The organism is Ascidiaceihabitans sp. (genome assembly GCF_039986515.1).
Lineage (GTDB): Bacteria > Pseudomonadota > Alphaproteobacteria > Rhodobacterales > Rhodobacteraceae > Ascidiaceihabitans.
This window is the reverse complement of the sequence record NZ_JBDWQO010000014.1, coordinates 46,644-59,950: the sequence shown is the minus strand read 5'-3', so window position 1 is coordinate 59,950 and position 13,307 is coordinate 46,644. Positions and strand designations below refer to the sequence as shown.

The window sequence follows — 13,307 nt, the reverse complement described above, 5'->3', positions numbered from 1 at the left end:
GTCAACCTCCTATAAAGCCAGGCAATGGCCGCATGTAGATGCCAAGAATTTCCTGAACCAAATACCAAACCACCAAGCTGGCGCCAACAGCAACAGGTACCATAATGTGCCATTTGCGTTCGCCGAGGATAAACGCCCCCAGCATCAGAAAAAGCGTCGTCGATGTCAGAAAACCAATGGGACGAAGACACAGGGCATAGGCGATCATAAGACAAAGGAGCAAAAGGGCTTGGCCCAAGTGATAATCTCCCAGCCGCCGATAATCGATTTCAGCTTCCTTGGGGGGCGACTTTTCCACACCCAACAATATGGTCAACGCAGCTATAACCCCCAAAATCGACAGAACTTTTGGGAACGTACTTGGCCAGATAGGATTTCGCTGCATGAAAGGCGCAAGATTGCCGTCCATCGTGAACCATGCCGCGTATCCATAGGCCAGACAAATTCCAAGTAAGATCAAACCTATCCAGCGATCCAAAGCCATTTTTGGTTTTCCTTGTTATATTAAAAATGGGGCGCTGCCCCCGTCCTTCGGACGCCCCCGAAGTATTTTGTGCGAAAGGAAAGCAATTTTTAACAGAATGCATCCTATCGTCCGACCACGGTACAGGCTGAAGAGCCGATGACCGTGCGGAAGGAAGGTCTTGATCACCTTCAAAAGAGAGAGGAGGCCGCGTTTGCCGTCTCCTCTTTTCCTTTCGCGTCCAAGTACTTTGGGGGGGCCCGTTAGGGCGGGGGCAAAGCCCCAAAGGCGGTTTACAAGAACCCTAGTTTCTTCATGAGGTCCCCGATGGTCTTCTCTTGTGCCTCGAGAAACGCTTTAAAGTCGTCACCCGAGTTGTGGATGTTCACCCATCCATTTCGTGCACGCACTTCTTCCCATTCGGGTGTATCATACATCTTTTCGATCGCGTCCTGATACATTGCCAGTTTGTCCGCTGGAAGGCCCGGTGCTCCGAAGAACCCGCGCCAGTTGACGAAGGTTGTCTCAATGCCCTGTTCTTTCATGGTCATGGCGTCGGGGGCTGCGTCTACGCGTGCGTCTGAAGTGACACCAATGATTTTGACCTCACCGGCATTGGCCAGATCAACTGCCTCTGAGAACCCTGTCGAGAGTGCTGCGATTTCGCCTGACAGTAAGGCTGCCATAGCTTTGCCACCCGCATCGTAAGGAATGTACTTCACGCCCAATGCGTCTTTACCGGCAGCTTCCATAACCATGGCCGCGACCAGATGATCCATGCCGCCCGGAACAGATCCACCGCCGATGGCCGTTCCCGATGCGTCTGCGTCATAGGCCGCCATCAAGTCAGCCATCGAATTGATCGGGCTGTCTTTGCCCACCACCATCGCAGCGTAGTCTCCGATTGTGCCCGAAACCAAAGTCAAATCCCGGAAGTTGTGTGGGAAAACACCTGTCAAAGACCGGATCACGATTGGGGTTGAGTTGACCATCAAAGTGCCGTGGTTGCTGTCGGCGTTTTCGATCAGGTAACCGATGGCTTTCCCGCCGCCGCCACCTGACATATTTTCGTAAGATGCATTGTCCACAAGGCCTGCGGCGGTCAAAGCTTCGCCTGTGCCGCGCGCTGTGCCATCCCATCCGCCTCCCGCGCCGCCGGGAATCAAAAAGTGAATGCTGTCCAGAACTTTGTGTCCATCCGACAAGGCGGGTGCTGCAAAGCCCAATGTTGCAATGGCTGTCGCAATCAAGGCGCGGCGGCCCAGTTTAAATGTCTTCATTGTCGTCCTCCCAATTGGCAGCCGCCCGCACTGTGGGGCAGCTGCGTCTGGAAGACCCTAACAACCTAAAACGGACCTGTCACCAGAACACCTTGGAGTTGAACAATTGATTGCGTTCGGGTCGAAAATGCCCTGCAAAGCAGTTTCTAACCCTGCAGTGACTTGACCACTACGTCGCCTTCGGCCTGTTCTTTGATTGCAAGTGCTGCAGCGTAGCTGGCTGCAGCCGTCGTATAATATGGGATCTTGTCGTACAGCGCGATGGAGCGGATTGATCTGGAATCCTCAACCGCCTGTGCGCCTTCCGTGGTGTTCATAACCAGTTGCACACCGCCGTCTTTCATCATGTCCGTGATGTCGGGGCGCCCTTCATAGACTTTGTTCACCACATCGCAGGCAACGCCGTTTTCAACCAACCATGCTGATGTGCCGCGCGTGCCCACGAAGGTGAACCCAAGATCGGTCAACACACGGGCGCCATCCAGCATATCGGCAGTTTTGTCGGCGTCTTTGATCGAAATGAACACGCAGCCTGAACGTGGCAAAACCATGCCTGCTCCCATTTGGGCTTTCAAAAAGGCGCGTGGGAAGGTGCGGTCCCATCCCATGACTTCACCGGTTGACCGCATTTCCGGCCCAAGGATGGTGTCCACGCCCGGGAAACGGGCGAATGGCAGCACAGCCTCTTTTACCGAGAACCACGGCATGTTCGGATCAGCCAATGTCATCGGATCGCCCAAAGGCAGAACATCGTCGTAGCCTGCGTCCGCATCGTAGGGGGCACGCATCGGGAAGTTCGACAGGGGTTCACCTGCCATGACCCGCGCGGCGATAGAGGCAATCGCTGAATCCGTCGCTTTGGCCACAAAGGGCACGGTGCGCGACGCGCGTGGGTTGACCTCGATCAGGAATATCTCATCCGTTCCAGAAGAATTGGCTTTGATCGCGAACTGGATGTTCATCAATCCGACAACCTTCAGACCATGCGCCAGCGCGTGGGTTTGTTTCTCGATTTCTGCGATGATTTCGCGGGACAGGGAATAGGGTGGCAGGGAACAGGCACTGTCGCCCGAGTGCACGCCAGCCTCTTCGATGTGCTGCATGATGCCCGCAACATGCACATCTGTGCCATCGCAGATCGCATCCACGTCCAACTCGACAGCACCTGCCAGATAGCTGTCCAATAAAACAGGGCTGTCACCGGACACCACAACTGCCTCTGAGATATAGCGTTCCAGCTGGGCTTGATCGCGCACGATTTCCATGGCGCGGCCCCCCAAAACATACGAGGGACGGATCACCAGCGGAAACCCGATATCGCCAGCGATTTCCAGCGCTTCGGCGTCTGAATGTGCAAGGCCGTTGTGAGGTTGTTTCAGCCCGAGGTTTTGCACCAATTCCTGAAAACGTTCGCGATCTTCGGCCAGATCAATCGCGTCCGGTGTGGTGCCAAGGATTGGGATGCCTTCATCGTTCAGCGCCTGAGCGATTTTTAGCGGCGTTTGGCCGCCAAACTGGACGATGACCCCGTGCAATGTGCCGTTGTCTTGTTCGACGCGCAGGATTTCCATGACGTGTTCAAAAGTCAGCGGTTCAAAATAGAGCCTGTCGGATGTGTCGTAGTCGGTCGAAACTGTTTCGGGGTTGCAGTTGACCATGATCGTTTCATAACCGGCATCTGTCAGCGCAAAGCAGGCGTGGCAGCAGCAATAGTCAAATTCGATCCCTTGACCGATGCGGTTCGGACCACCGCCCAAAATCACAACTTTCTTGCGGTCGGATGGTCGCGCTTCGCATTCCACTTCGCCCATCATCGGGGTTTCGTAGGTGGAATACATATAGGGTGTCTGGGCTTCAAACTCTGCCGCGCAGGTGTCGATGCGTTTGAAACAGGCCACAACGCCAAGGTTTTGGCGGGCTTTGCGGACGTTTGATTCGTCGCGTCCAGTCAGATGCCCAAGGCGCGCGTCGGTGAAGCCCATCATTTTGAGCGCACGAAGGCCTTCTTCGGTGACGGGCAGTCCGTTTTTGATCACGTCGGCTTCTGTTTCGACAATTTCGCGGATGCGGTCCAAAAACCACGGATCAAACTTGGTGACGGCATAGATCTCATCGTTGCTCAGGCCGTGGCGCATGGCTTGCGCGATGGTGCGCATCCGGTCCGGAGTGACCTGAGCGATGGCGTTGGTTACTGCCGCTTTGTCCGGTGCACCAGCGATTTCGATGTCGTCAAAACCCGTCAGGCCTGATTCCATGGAGGCCAAGGCCTTTTGCAAGGATTCGTGGATGGTACGGCCGATGGCCATCGCTTCGCCCACAGATTTCATGGCCGTTGTCAGATAGGGTTCGGAGCCCGGGAATTTCTCAAATGCGAACTTCGGGATTTTAGTGACAACATAATCAATCGTCGGCTCGAACGACGCGGGTGTGACGCCCGTGATGTCGTTGTCCAACTCGTCCAGCGTATAGCCGACAGCCAGCTTCGCGGCGATTTTTGCGATCGGGAAACCGGTTGCCTTGGACGCCAGCGCAGAGGAGCGCGACACGCGGGGGTTCATTTCGATCACAACCATACGCCCGTCGGCGGGGTTCACGGACCACTGTACATTCGATCCGCCGGTTTCCACGCCGATTTCGCGCAAAACAGCGATCGAGTGGTTGCGCATGATTTGGTATTCTTTGTCGGTCAACGTCAGCGCAGGGGCGACAGTGATAGAATCACCTGTGTGCACGCCCATGGGGTCTACGTTTTCGATGGAACAGACGATGATGGCGTTGTCGGCGGTGTCGCGCACGACTTCCATTTCGAACTCTTTCCAGCCGATCAGGGATTCGTCGACAAGGATCTGACCCACAGGGGACGCATCCATTCCGGACCGGCAGAAGTGTTCATAATCGTCGCGGTTGTAGGCGATGCCCCCGCCGGTGCCCCCCATGGTAAAGGCGGGGCGGATGATGGCGGGCAGGCCTACGTCTTCCAGAACGTCAACGGCAAGCTGAACACCGGCGACAAGGTCCTTTTTGCCGTCCGCATCTTTAGGGGCCGTGACAATGGCCGCACGCGGGTTTTCGATGCCAAGGCGGTCCATGGCTTCGCGGAACAGCTTGCGATCTTCTGCCATTTCAATGGCTTCGCGTTTTGCGCCAATCATTTCGACGTTGTATTTGTCCAGTACACCCATTTCTTCAAGGGCGAGGGACGTGTTCAAACCGGTCTGTCCGCCCATGGTGGGCAGCAGTGCGTCGGGGCGTTCTTTTTCGATGATTTTTGCGACCACTTCAGGTGTGATCGGTTCGATGTAGGTGGCGTCCGCCAGTTCCGGGTCCGTCATGATGGTGGCGGGATTGGAGTTGACCAGAATGATCCGGTACCCTTCTTCGCGCAGTGCCTTACAGGCTTGTGCGCCGGAATAGTCAAATTCGCAGGCCTGTCCGATGACAATAGGGCCTGCACCAATGATCATGATCGACTTGATGTCGGTTCTCTTTGGCATGGTTCTGGACCCCCGATGATATGCAAATCGTGCCGTGCAAGCGGCGCACGGCAAATTATCGGGGGTTATAGGCGCGGAGCGCCTAGGTGCAAGGGGTGAATCGCCTCAATCTGATTTAGGCGTTTTTCACCGCATCGAGGTACGTCCGCACCGCTGCTTCGAAGGCGCGGGGTTGTTCGGCATGCAACCAATGCCCCGCGTCCGGTATTTTGGCAAAACGCGATTTTGGGAACAACGATTTGATATGGTCGCGGTCTTCGCGTTTGACATAGTCTGATGTTGCCCCGCTCAGAAACAATGTCGGCTGCTGGAAGGTGGATTGAAGCGCAGGAAAGGACATGATTTTGGGCATTTCGGCTTCAAGCACATTCAGGTTCAGCTTCCACCGTTTTTCCTTCACATCCAGCGATTGCAATAGAAAGGGCTGTACGGCAGGGTCGACGCCCGCAGTCGCCAGTTGTGCCCCCGCATCAGAGCGGCGCGTGACCGCTGTCAGATCAACAGATTTCATGGCCAGTATATTAGGCAGTTGCGAATGGGTGTAGCTGACCGGGGCGATATCGGCCACGATCAGGCTGCGCAGCAGTTCGGGCCGGGTCAGCGCCAAGGTCATTGCCGTTTTGCCACCCATAGAGTGCCCCAACAGATCAACGGGGCCGCCGATATGTTCAATCACGCCGGCCAGATCCTGAGCCATATCTTCATAGCTGTTGGTTGGTAAATGCGGGCTGTCACCGTGATTGCGCATGTCGACTGTAATCACGCGGCGCGTATCAGACAGACGTTTCGAAATGACACCCCAATTGCGGGCAGAGCCGTATAGCCCGTGGGCGATCAGAAGGGCGGGGGCATTGGCTGGGCCCGTGCCGATGTCGTTGAAATTGAGCATGTCCTCTGGTTATCGGATTGTGTGCGATTGTGCCAGCGGGGCAGGGGTTGTAATACAAGGTTATGACACCGGCAGAAAATATCAGCGATACGGCAGAACGCTTGCGGGCGATGCTTACGCAGAAATTCCGCTTTAAGGCGCGGGATTTGCCGCGTGCCTTGTCCAAGGCGGGGCGCCGTTTGCCGCGCAAATTGCATGTTCAGGCGCAGGTCATTGTCGAAGCGCAGAAACTTGGTGGAAATCCGAAGCTGATGCGGCGTGTTGATATGGATGCTGTATCACACGCCCATGATGCAATTTCTGCCTATTTGGCAAAGATTGATCCTGAGGACGTGCGGCGCGGCCGGCGTTTGGCGTTGTTGGGGGATATTGCAGCCAAGCTTCTTATAATTGTTGCGGCATTTGTTGTTTGGCTGTGGTGGACAGGCAAGCTATAGGGTGAACCCTGTTCAAGTTTTATGAGGGGTCACATGGCGGGCAAGGTTCAAGAGCGCAAAGAAAAGCTGCGTGTCACATTGATTGATGTGGCGCAGAACCAGATTGTGTCTGGTGGACTGGCATCTTTGAAAGCACGTGACATTGCGCGACAGGCGGAATGTGCATTGGGCGCTATCTACAATGTATTCGACGATATCAATGCGTTGGTGATGGCGGTGAACGGGCGGACGTTCCATGCGCTGGGCGCGGATGTGACGGCGGCTGTTCAACAGGCGCAGGGGCAGTCACCCAATGCGCAGTTGATCGCAATGTCCAAAGCCTATCTGGGATTTGCTGTAGACAATACGCATTTATGGCGGGCGTTGTTTGATTTGGACATGTCTGTCGAAAGTCAGGTACCGGATTGGTATTTGGCTGAGCTTGGTCAGCTTTTTGCACATATTGCGGTGCCTTTGGCGCAGTTGTTTCCGGATTTGCCAGAGGCCGAACTTGATCTGATGGTGCGCGCTTTGTTTTCTTCGGTGCATGGAATTGTGTTGCTGGGGTTGCAAAACCGCATATCAGCTGTGCCGCGCGATCAGATAGAGATGATGATTGCCCAGGTTTTGAACCAGGTCGGGTAACCGGTTTCAAACTTTTTTGAACATTGTTCATTTTTATTCTTGAACATCGTTCAAAAATTTCCATATACCAATTCATGAACGACGTTCACGAAAAGGAAAGCAAATGTTTGGAACTTTGAAAACACTGATGATCGGCGCAAATGCCCGGGCCGAAGAACATGTACGGCAAGTCTACTCGATAGAATTGATCGAACAGAAAATCCGCGAAGCTCAGGACGGTCTCAAATCTGCAAAATACGCATTGGCCGGTCTTATCCAGCGCGCCCGTTCCGAAGAGCGACTGATCGCAACGCTGAACACCCGCGTCACCGATTTGATGGCTCGTGCCGGAGAGGCAATGGCGGCAGGACGCGAAGACATGGCCGCCCAAGCCGCCCAAGCCGTTGCAGACATGGAAAACGAAATTGAAGTCCGCCGCGAAACGCTTACTCGTCTCGAAAGCCGCATTTTGCGTCTGCGTGCTTCGGTCGAAACCGCAAATCGCCGGATAATTGACCTCAAACAAGGTGCGATTGCCGCAAAAGCTGTGAAGCGCGAACACGATGTTCAATCTCGATTGGGGCGTACTTTGACCCAAGACAGCGCCATTGATGAAGCAGATGCACTGATCAAATCCGTTCTGGGTCGTGATGACCCGCTTGAGCAACGCGAGATTTTGAATGAAATTGATCAGGACCTGTCCCATGAGGGTGTTGCGGACCGCATGGCCGCCGCGGGTTTTGGCACCGCCAGCAAAACCACAGCAGCAGATGTGCTAAAGCGTTTCAGCGCCACATAAATCCCCTCTTTTTAACTGTGCCCGCCCCAAGGCCCCAGCACATCTTCAAAACAATTTAGGAGAACGACAATGTACAATGAAAATTCAGATAACGGCATGATCCTGACCATCAATGTGGCTGGCGTGCTTTTGGCCTACGCTTTGCTGGCAGTGTCCTTGTGGATGTCCACCGATGTGCCGCTTTCGACAAAAGGTTACTGGGGCATGGGCATCGTCCTGTTGACCATCAGCTTGATCAACGTTGTGAAATATCGCTTTGACCAACGATCCAGCGCCGACCGTATTCGTCAAATCGAAGACGCAAAGAACGAACGGTTGTTGGAAGAGTTTGTGAGTGATCCGAAGGCCTAAATCAGCCCCGGATGGCGCAACGAGTGTGCAGTAACGAGCAAGGCGGGCCGAGGCCCGCCTTTTTTGTCCCGTGTGGTGCACCAAGGTGCACCTTACGATCCAGTGGTTCGGTTGGAAGCCGTCTTAAAGGTTTGGATACATCGGGAAGCGGGCGCACATGGCTGCGACTTCTGCTTTGACTTTGGCTTCGACTGCGCCGTTGCCATCTTCGCCGTTCGCCGCCAATCCGTCGACCACCTCGTTGATCCAATCCGCGATCTGGCGGAATTCGTCTTCTCCGAACCCGCGCGTTGTACCAGCCGGTGATCCAAGCCGGATACCGGATGTGATCATGGGTTTTTCATCGTCGAACGGCACGCCATTTTTGTTGCATGTGATATGCGCACGTCCCAAAGCTTTTTCAGTGGCGTTGCCCTTGACCCCTTTGGGGCGCAGATCCACCAGCATCACATGCGTGTCGGTGCCGTGTGTCACAGTATCCAAACCACCTTTGATCAGCTGATCCGACATGGCTTGCGCGTTTTTGATCACTTGCTGGATGTAGGTTTTGAATTCGGGGCGCAATGCTTCGCCGAAGGCCACAGCTTTGGCGGCGATCACATGCATCAAAGGACCGCCCTGAATGCCGGGGAAAATCGCAGAGTTGAATTTCTTGGCCAGCGCTTCGTCGTTGGTCACGATCATGCCGCCACGTGGTCCGCGCAGGGTTTTATGCGTGGTGGTTGTTGCGACATGGGCATGGGGGAAAGGCGACGGGTGTTCACCTGCAGCCACAAGACCGGCAAAGTGGGCCATGTCCACATGCAGGTACGCGCCAACCATATCGGCGATTTCGCGCATGCGCTTGAAGTCGATTTGACGCGGAATGGCAGAGCCGCCTGCAATGATCATCTGCGGTTTGTGCTCTTTGGCGAGTGCTTCAACCTGATCATAGTCCAGAAGGTTGTCTTCGCGGCGTACACCGTATTGCACGGCATTGAACCATTTTCCGGATTGGTTGGGGGCCGCACCGTGTGTTAGGTGGCCACCCGCATCCAAAGACATGCCCAAAATGGTGTCGCCGGGCTTTAGCAAAGCCTGAAAAACGCCCTGGTTGGCTTGGGACCCAGAGTTTGGTTGTACGTTTGCAAAGTCGCAGCCAAACAGCTGTTTGGCGCGTTCAATCGCGAGATTTTCCGCAATATCGACGTATTGGCAGCCACCGTAGTAGCGGCGCCCCGGATAGCCTTCTGCGTATTTGTTGGTCATGACAGAGCCTTGCGCTTCCATCACAGCGGCAGAGACAATGTTCTCGGATGCGATCAGTTCAATCTCGTCGCGTTGGCGGCCAAGTTCAGAGGTGATCGAACCGAACAGCTCAGGGTCGCGATCCGCGAGGGATTGTGTGAAAAAACCATCGTTATTGTGAGGCGTGTTCATAAGGCAAGCTCCGGTTTGGCTGATTGAATTGTGCTGTTTCGTATCGGAAACAACACATTTCTCAAAGAAGGTAAAGCGACGCTGCGCGGTTAAATTGCGCCAATGCTGGTGGTGCGCGAAATAATGTGTTTCTTTTGGCGCAGAACGGCCGCCATCGGAAACCTGCGGACCTTATGGGAATGGAGCCTGCACAATGAAAATCGCCTTTACGGCCAGCACCACACCTGTGGCGCAAACGGCGCGGGCCGCATTGATTGGCCGGTACGGCGATGCCCCCTTGGAGGAGGCGGATGTAATCGTGGCCTTGGGCGGCGACGGCTTTATGCTGCAAACGCTGCATTTCACCGAAAAGCTGCCCGCGGCCGTCTACGGGATGAACCGTGGCACCATCGGGTTTTTGATGAATGAATACAATGAAAGCAATCTGATTGATCGCCTTCAATCCGCCGAGGTTGCCGCCCTGAACCCGTTATCGATGGATGCGGTCGATGCCAGCGGCAAAACCCACAAAGCGCTGGCCATCAACGAAGTGTCGCTGCTGCGCGCCAGTGCGCAAGCGGCCAAGTTGCGTATCACTGTGGACGGACGGTTGCGCATGGAAGAACTGGTGTGTGACGGGGCGCTGGTCGCAACTCCTGCGGGGTCCACGGCCTACAATTATTCCGCGCACGGTCCCGTTTTGCCCATTGGTTCGGACGTTTTGGCATTGACCGCTGTGGCCGCTTTTCGCCCGCGCCGATGGCGTGGGGCGTTGCTGCCCAAAACCGCAACCGTTCGCTTTGATGTGTCAGAGCCGGAAAAGCGCCCTGTGATGGCGGAAGCAGATTCGCGATCTTTCAAAAACATCGTGTCCGTTGTGATCCGCTCTGACCCAGCTGTGACACACCGTATTCTGTTCGATCCCGGGCACGGGTTGGAAGAGCGCCTGATTTCAGAGCAATTCAACTGATGGATTTGCGCGATCCCGCCCCCCGCAGTCTGTGCACGGATTGTGGTGTATCGCGTATGAAAGACCCGTCCATGTGTGGGCGGGCATGCCAGTTTATCCAACCTGACTATCCGGCTTTGGAAACCAAAATCCACGGGCGTGTTCGAGGCATCGGCGACGAGATGTACTTTGGCGCCTTCAAAGCAATGTACAAAGCCCGGATGGCGACCCCCAAGACGGGGGCCCAGTGGACAGGGATCACCACGTCTTTGGCTGCGGATTTGCTGGACAAGGGCAAAGTCGATGCGGTGCTGTGCGTCGTGCCGGACCCCGATGATGTATGGAAGCCCCGCCCCGCATTGATCACAGATGCGCAGAACATGGCGCAGGCCCGCGGTATGCGGATGGGGTACGCGCCGCTGCTTGCTTTGCTGGAAGAGGCGCAGGCACTTGGGTATTCGCGCCTGTGTGTGGTCGGTATCCCGTGCCAGATTTACGCGCTTCGTGCGTTGGAGGCCGATCTGGGGTTCGAACGGATTTATGTGATTGGAACGCCATGTTCTGACAACACCACCACCGAGAACTTCCACAGCTTTTTAGCGCTTTTGGATGAGGATCCGGAAACGATAACTTATCTGGAGTTTCGCGCTGATTATAAGGTGGAATTGCGCTATAGCGATGGTCGTGTGCGCCTGATCCCTTTTCTAAGCCTTCCGATCAGCGACCTGCCAAACGACTTTTTCCCGATGACCTGCAAAACCTGTGTGGACTACACCAACGCGCTGTCTGATGTCACCGTGGGATATATGGGGGGCGAGGGTAAGCAATGGGTGATTGTACGCAATGATCGTGGTGCAGAAATTTTGGAGGGTCTGAGGCGCGACGTCATATTGGGGCCTGTCGGTTCTGCAGGCAAACGCGCGGGGGCTGTAAAGGGGTTCATTGCGAATACGGCGCTGGCCGCGGGCGGGCTGCCTTTGCGGCGTATGCCAAACTGGGTCCGTCCGATTGTCAGCTGGTTGCAGCCACGGATTGGGCCAAGGGGCTTGGAATTTGCACGCGCCCGGCTTGAAATGAAAGCCGCTGAGACGATCCTGCATTTGCGCCGGGCCATGCCTGCGAAGATGAAGAATATGGTGCCACCGCATGTTTGGGACATTGCAGAACCATATGATTTGTCACCGGAACCCGGTGAACGCGATCCAAAGGCGGCTGCGTCCCGCGATTGATATTTTAGGGGCTCTGCCCCCAACCGCGTGCCGTGGTTTCCAACAGGGTTTTTGGGAAAAAGAGAAGGTCATACATTCCTGACTGTGTGCTGCGCGAATTTCCCGTTATTCTTGGTTGAATTTAAGGGAGTGGTTTTATGGCGTTCTACGGGTCTTTGAAAAATGAAAATGTGTATCCCAGGGGCTGTCAGGCGCCGGGGCAAGCTGGTTGGATTGCGCATCGTCTGTTGCGCTTGCGTGCGATGCTGAATGGTCAGATCACATCAAAACGTCGGCCCAATTCATTGATCATCGGGTCGTGGAACATCCGTCATTTCGATGGGGGACGAAAACGTCTGAACGAAAGCTATCACTACATTGCGGAAATCATTGACCACTTTGATGTGTGCGCTGTTCAGGAGGTTAAAGATCTTGAAGCTGTGGAAAAGTTGATGCGTCTTCTGGGCCCGAACTGGGATTACTTTGTCAACGACAGCTCTGGCGCGGGGCGCGGCAACCACGAACGCATGGCATTTTTATACAACCGAAACACTGTCCGGTTCCGCAATTTGATTGGTGAGCTGGTGTTGCCCAAAGATGCATTGCCCAACGACGAACAACTGGCCCGAACGCCTTTTTTTGCAGCGTTTCAGGCAGGCTGGTTCAAATTTACTTTGTGTTCTGCCCATATCGTTTTCAAAGAAGAAGACGGGCGTCCGCTGCGCGAAGATGAGATCGGGGCTGTTGCCAGCATTCTGGCAGACCGCGCAAAAGACACCGGTGATGTCCAGATATTTCTAGGCGACATGAACATCGACAAACGCGAGGATGCGAGTTTCAAAGCGTTGACAGACAACGGTTTTGAAGTGCCAGACATCGGGCCCACGTCTTTGGGCGGCACCAAACACTACGATCAGATTGCCTTTGCCGGTCCGTCCCACGTGTCGCACATGCTGGGGCATGGTGTCATCAAGTGGCAAGAGGCCGTGTTTCGTGAGGATGAAGTCGCGGATTATGAACAGGTTGCGATGGATATTCGCGAGACGCCGAACACAGGGAAACCCTATTCCAATTGGGCGCGTGAGTATTCCAGTTGGCGGACGCATGAAATGTCGGACCATTTGCCCGTCTGGATCGAACTGGAAGTCGATTATTCAAACAACTATCTGGCGGGCATCACAGCGCTGGACTAGATGGCAAAACTGAGTGCCGCGCTCATGCTGATGATCAGGGTCCCGCAAAACGCCAGCCAAAGCGTTGTCATACGAAACGTACGCTGTGGTATGGTTTTTTCATATCGCAAGGCAATCACGCGGTTCTGAACCCGGTGTTGCGCAGCGTTGTGAAATAGCTTTGCGTCTTGTTGCATTGGTTGCGTTCCTTTCGGGATGCTCGCTCCCTGTCTGAGTTTTGAAGCAATTAGGTGAATATCCATT

General features: G+C 54.8%; 13 protein-coding genes. 7 read left to right on the top strand and 6 right to left on the bottom strand.

Translation table 11 applies throughout. From position 1 onward, the window contains the following. Window position 1 precedes the first annotated feature (1 nt). From ABJL60_RS12610 to ABJL60_RS12595, 4 genes are all read right to left on the bottom strand, one after another. On the bottom strand, window positions 2–484 hold the full coding sequence (locus ABJL60_RS12610) for a tripartite tricarboxylate transporter TctB family protein (RefSeq protein WP_348289076.1): 483 nt from the start codon (window positions 482–484) through the stop codon (window positions 2–4). A 272-nt stretch (window positions 485–756) separates the two neighbouring features. Beyond that, complete coding sequence (locus tag ABJL60_RS12605) at window positions 757–1,743, bottom strand: tripartite tricarboxylate transporter substrate-binding protein (protein WP_348375827.1); 987 nt, start codon at window positions 1,741–1,743, stop codon at window positions 757–759. A gap of 146 nt (window positions 1,744–1,889) precedes the next feature. Beyond that, window positions 1,890–5,237: a carbamoyl-phosphate synthase large subunit gene (gene carB, locus ABJL60_RS12600; RefSeq protein ID WP_348289070.1), complete on the bottom strand. Its 3,348-nt coding sequence runs from the start codon at window positions 5,235–5,237 to the stop codon at window positions 1,890–1,892. 115 nt (window positions 5,238–5,352) lie between these two features. After that, window positions 5,353–6,126, bottom strand: a complete 774-nt coding sequence (locus ABJL60_RS12595) for an alpha/beta fold hydrolase (protein WP_348375826.1) — start codon at window positions 6,124–6,126, stop codon at window positions 5,353–5,355. Between the two features lie 62 nt (window positions 6,127–6,188). Here ABJL60_RS12595 and ABJL60_RS12590 point away from each other — a divergent pair, with 62 nt between their 5' ends. From ABJL60_RS12590 to ABJL60_RS12575, 4 genes are all read left to right on the top strand, one after another. Continuing rightward, the gene (locus ABJL60_RS12590; RefSeq protein WP_348375825.1) at window positions 6,189–6,563 is read left to right on the top strand and encodes a hypothetical protein; all 375 of its coding nucleotides are present in this window, start codon (window positions 6,189–6,191) and stop codon (window positions 6,561–6,563) included. A gap of 33 nt (window positions 6,564–6,596) precedes the next feature. Continuing rightward, window positions 6,597–7,187: a TetR/AcrR family transcriptional regulator gene (locus tag ABJL60_RS12585; RefSeq protein ID WP_348289061.1), complete on the top strand. Its 591-nt coding sequence runs from the start codon at window positions 6,597–6,599 to the stop codon at window positions 7,185–7,187. 103 nt (window positions 7,188–7,290) lie between these two features. Further along, on the top strand, window positions 7,291–7,965 hold the full coding sequence (locus ABJL60_RS12580; RefSeq protein ID WP_348375824.1) for a PspA/IM30 family protein: 675 nt from the start codon (window positions 7,291–7,293) through the stop codon (window positions 7,963–7,965). Window positions 7,966–8,034: 69 nt separating this feature from the next. Next, entirely contained in the window at window positions 8,035–8,316 is a 282-nt protein-coding gene (locus ABJL60_RS12575) for a hypothetical protein (RefSeq protein WP_348289055.1), read from the top strand. Between the two features lie 123 nt (window positions 8,317–8,439). On the opposite strand, the gene glyA is transcribed toward ABJL60_RS12575, so the two are convergent. Next, window positions 8,440–9,735, bottom strand: a complete 1,296-nt coding sequence (gene glyA / locus ABJL60_RS12570) for a serine hydroxymethyltransferase (RefSeq protein WP_348375823.1) — start codon at window positions 9,733–9,735, stop codon at window positions 8,440–8,442. A gap of 193 nt (window positions 9,736–9,928) precedes the next feature. On the opposite strand from glyA, the gene ABJL60_RS12565 reads away from it, so the two are divergent. The 3 genes from ABJL60_RS12565 (at window position 9,929) to ABJL60_RS12555 (ending at window position 13,064) form a co-directional block, all read left to right on the top strand. Beyond that, window positions 9,929–10,684: an NAD kinase gene (locus ABJL60_RS12565; protein WP_348289049.1), complete on the top strand. Its 756-nt coding sequence runs from the start codon at window positions 9,929–9,931 to the stop codon at window positions 10,682–10,684. Next, window positions 10,684–11,892, top strand: a complete 1,209-nt coding sequence (locus tag ABJL60_RS12560) for a Coenzyme F420 hydrogenase/dehydrogenase, beta subunit C-terminal domain (RefSeq protein ID WP_348375822.1) — start codon at window positions 10,684–10,686, stop codon at window positions 11,890–11,892. The genes ABJL60_RS12565 and ABJL60_RS12560 overlap by 1 nt, the downstream gene beginning before the upstream one ends. A gap of 137 nt (window positions 11,893–12,029) precedes the next feature. Beyond that, window positions 12,030–13,064, top strand: a complete 1,035-nt coding sequence (locus tag ABJL60_RS12555) for an endonuclease/exonuclease/phosphatase family protein (RefSeq protein WP_348289044.1) — start codon at window positions 12,030–12,032, stop codon at window positions 13,062–13,064. Here ABJL60_RS12555 and ABJL60_RS12550 read toward each other — a convergent pair. After that, entirely contained in the window at window positions 13,061–13,240 is a 180-nt protein-coding gene (locus ABJL60_RS12550) for a hypothetical protein (RefSeq protein ID WP_348289041.1), read from the bottom strand. The genes ABJL60_RS12555 and ABJL60_RS12550 overlap by 4 nt on opposite strands. Between the last annotated feature and the right edge of the window lie 67 nt (window positions 13,241–13,307).

What these genes read in the sequence shown, in the direction of transcription:
- ABJL60_RS12605 (WP_348375827.1), bottom strand. Translation starts at nt 1,743, where the DNA reads ATGAAGACATTTAAACTGGGCCGCCGCGCCTTGATTGCGACAGCCATT.
- ABJL60_RS12590 (WP_348375825.1), top strand. Translation starts at nt 6,189, where the DNA reads ATGACACCGGCAGAAAATATCAGCGATACGGCAGAACGCTTGCGGGCG.
- ABJL60_RS12565 (WP_348289049.1), top strand. Translation starts at nt 9,929, where the DNA reads ATGAAAATCGCCTTTACGGCCAGCACCACACCTGTGGCGCAAACGGCG.
- ABJL60_RS12585 (WP_348289061.1), top strand. Translation starts at nt 6,597, where the DNA reads ATGGCGGGCAAGGTTCAAGAGCGCAAAGAAAAGCTGCGTGTCACATTG.
- carB (WP_348289070.1), bottom strand. Translation starts at nt 5,237, where the DNA reads ATGCCAAAGAGAACCGACATCAAGTCGATCATGATCATTGGTGCAGGC.
- ABJL60_RS12550 (WP_348289041.1), bottom strand. Translation starts at nt 13,240, where the DNA reads ATGCAACAAGACGCAAAGCTATTTCACAACGCTGCGCAACACCGGGTT.
- ABJL60_RS12560 (WP_348375822.1), top strand. Translation starts at nt 10,684, where the DNA reads ATGGATTTGCGCGATCCCGCCCCCCGCAGTCTGTGCACGGATTGTGGT.
- ABJL60_RS12575 (WP_348289055.1), top strand. Translation starts at nt 8,035, where the DNA reads ATGTACAATGAAAATTCAGATAACGGCATGATCCTGACCATCAATGTG.
- ABJL60_RS12610 (WP_348289076.1), bottom strand. Translation starts at nt 484, where the DNA reads ATGGCTTTGGATCGCTGGATAGGTTTGATCTTACTTGGAATTTGTCTG.
- ABJL60_RS12580 (WP_348375824.1), top strand. Translation starts at nt 7,291, where the DNA reads ATGTTTGGAACTTTGAAAACACTGATGATCGGCGCAAATGCCCGGGCC.
- ABJL60_RS12555 (WP_348289044.1), top strand. Translation starts at nt 12,030, where the DNA reads ATGGCGTTCTACGGGTCTTTGAAAAATGAAAATGTGTATCCCAGGGGC.
- glyA (WP_348375823.1), bottom strand. Translation starts at nt 9,735, where the DNA reads ATGAACACGCCTCACAATAACGATGGTTTTTTCACACAATCCCTCGCG.
- ABJL60_RS12595 (WP_348375826.1), bottom strand. Translation starts at nt 6,126, where the DNA reads ATGCTCAATTTCAACGACATCGGCACGGGCCCAGCCAATGCCCCCGCC.